Annotated in this window: 2 protein-coding genes; both read left to right on the plus strand. The window is 67.3% G+C overall.

The window, feature by feature from the left end:
- Positions 1 to 148 precede the first annotated feature (148 nt).
- On the plus strand, positions 149 to 1498 hold the full coding sequence (aceF, locus tag B2W70_RS15325) for a dihydrolipoyllysine-residue acetyltransferase (protein ID WP_286746967.1): 1350 nt from the start codon (positions 149 to 151) through the stop codon (positions 1496 to 1498).
- 11 nt (positions 1499 to 1509) lie between these two features.
- Positions 1510 to 2305 (plus strand): biotin/lipoyl-containing protein (locus B2W70_RS15330; RefSeq protein WP_286746969.1); only part of this gene is annotated, 796 nt, incomplete at its 3' end.

Genomic DNA, 2305 nt, shown 5'->3' on the forward strand with positions numbered 1-2305 from the left:
CCGCCACTACATCGTCGTGGCCGCGCTGAAGTCGCTGGCCGATGAAGGCAAGCTGCCGGGCTCGAAGGTCGCCGAGGCGATCGCCAAATATGGCATCGACACCGAGAAGCTCAACCCGCTGTACGCCTGACGCCTGCGAGGACCACACATGGCCACGATTGAACTGACCGTCCCGGACATCGGGGACGTGAGCGATGCAGCCGTCATCGAGCTGCTCGTCAAGCCGGGCGACACCGTTCGCGCGGAACAAAGCCTGATCACCATCGAGTCGGACAAGGCCTCGATGGAGGTGCCGTCTGCGCAAGGTGGCGTGATCAAGGAGCTGATGCTGAAGCTGGGTGACAAGGTCAGCCAGGGATCGGTGATCGGCTTGCTGGAGGTGGGTGAGGGCGCTGCGAGTGCCTCGACACCTGCAGCAGCCCCTGCGCCTGCTGCTGCCTCGGCCGCACCTGCTGTGTCGGCACCCGTTTCAGAGCCCGCTGCGGCTTCAGCGCCGGTGGCTGAACCGGCTTCGCGCACCAGCCCGACCGCGTCCTTGCCGCCGGCCGAGCCGCCCGCCACCGGACAGGTCGCCCACGCCTCACCCTCGGTGCGACGCTTTGCGCGCGAACTGGGCGTGGACATCGCCAAGGTGCCTGGCACCGGCCCCAAGGGGCGCATCACCCACGTCGATGTGCAGAACTTCGTCAAGGGTGTGATCGCCAAGCTTGCTTCCGGTGCTGCGCCTGTTGGCGGCTCGGGCGCTGGCAGCGCCGACCTGGGCGGCATGACCCTGCTGCCCTGGCCCTCGATCGACTTCACGAAGTTCGGCCCCATCGAGCGCCAGCCGCTGTCGCGCATCAAGAAGATCTCGGGCGCCAACCTGCACCGCAACTGGGTGCGCATCCCGCACGTCACCAACAACGAAGAGGCCGACATCACCGAGCTGGAGTCCTTCCGGGTCAAGCTCAACGAAGAGCACGCCAAGGCGGGCACCAAGTTCACGATGCTGGCTTTCCTGCTCAAGGCCTGCGCGGTGGCGCTGCGCAAGTTCCCGCAGTTCAACGCCTCGCTCGATGGCGATGACCTGGTGCTCAAGGGCTATGTGCACATCGGCTTCGCGGCCGACACGCCCAATGGCCTGGTGGTGCCGGTGATCCGCGACGTGGACCAGAAGTCGCTGAGCCAGCTGGCGCTGGAAACCGCCGCGCTGGCGGCCAAGGCCCGCGACGGCAAGCTCACCCCGGCCGAGATGAGCGGCGGCTGCTTCTCGATCTCGTCGCTGGGCGGCTTCGGCGGCACGACCTTCACGCCCATCATCAACGCGCCGGAGGTGGCCATCCTGGGTGTGTGCCGCTCGGCCATGAAGCCGGTGTGGAACGGCAGCGAGTTCGTGCCGCGCCTGATGTTGCCGCTGAGCCTGAGCTACGACCACCGCGTCATCGACGGCGCGTCGGCGGCCAAGTTCAACGCCTACCTGGCTTCGCTGCTGGCGGATTTCCGCCGCGCACTGGTTTAAGGGGCGTCGACATGGCATTCATCGACATCCCCGTGCCCGACCTGGGCGACATCGCCGATGCGGCGATCATCGAAATCCTAGTCAAGCCCGGCCAGACCGTCGCCGCCGAGCAGAGCCTGATCACCCTGGAGTCCGACAAGGCCTCCATGGAGGTGCCTTCGCCCCAGGCCGGGGTGGTCGGCGAGATCAAGGTGAAATTGGGTGACCGGGTGGGGCAGGGCCACGTGATCCTGACCTTGGATGTGGCTGCTTCTGCTGCCGCGCCGACTCCGGTTGCAGCACCGGCAGCTGCCACAACACCTGCCGCATCTCCACCGGCCTCGGCATCCGCCAGCGCGGCCACAGCTGCCGCAGCCAGCACCAGCCCGGCTCGTTCGCAGGTGGCCACGCCAGCCGACACCGATTGCGATGTGCTCGTGCTTGGCGGTGGCCCCGGAGGCTACAGCGCCGCCTTCCGCGCGGCCGACCTGGGACTCAAAGTCATCCTGGTCGAGCGCTACGCCGAGCTGGGCGGCGTCTGCCTGAACGTGGGCTGCATCCCATCGAAGGCGCTGCTGCACGTGGCCGCCGTGATGGACGAGGTCAAGCATTTCGATGCGCTGGGCGTGAGCTTCGGCGAGCCGACGCTGGATCTGGCCAAGCTGCGCGCGCACAAGTCCGGTGTGACGGGCAAGCTCACGCAAGGTCTGGCCGCCATGGCCAAGGCCCGCAAAGTCGAGGTGGTGCGTGGCTACGGCAGCTTGGTCGATGCGCACACGCTTGAGGTCGAGCTCACCACCGGCAGCGCGCAGGACAAGACCGGCGAGA

The organism is Aquabacterium sp. UBA2148, assembly GCF_002328915.1.
Classification (GTDB): Bacteria; Pseudomonadota; Gammaproteobacteria; order Burkholderiales; family Burkholderiaceae_C; genus Aquabacterium; species Aquabacterium parvum.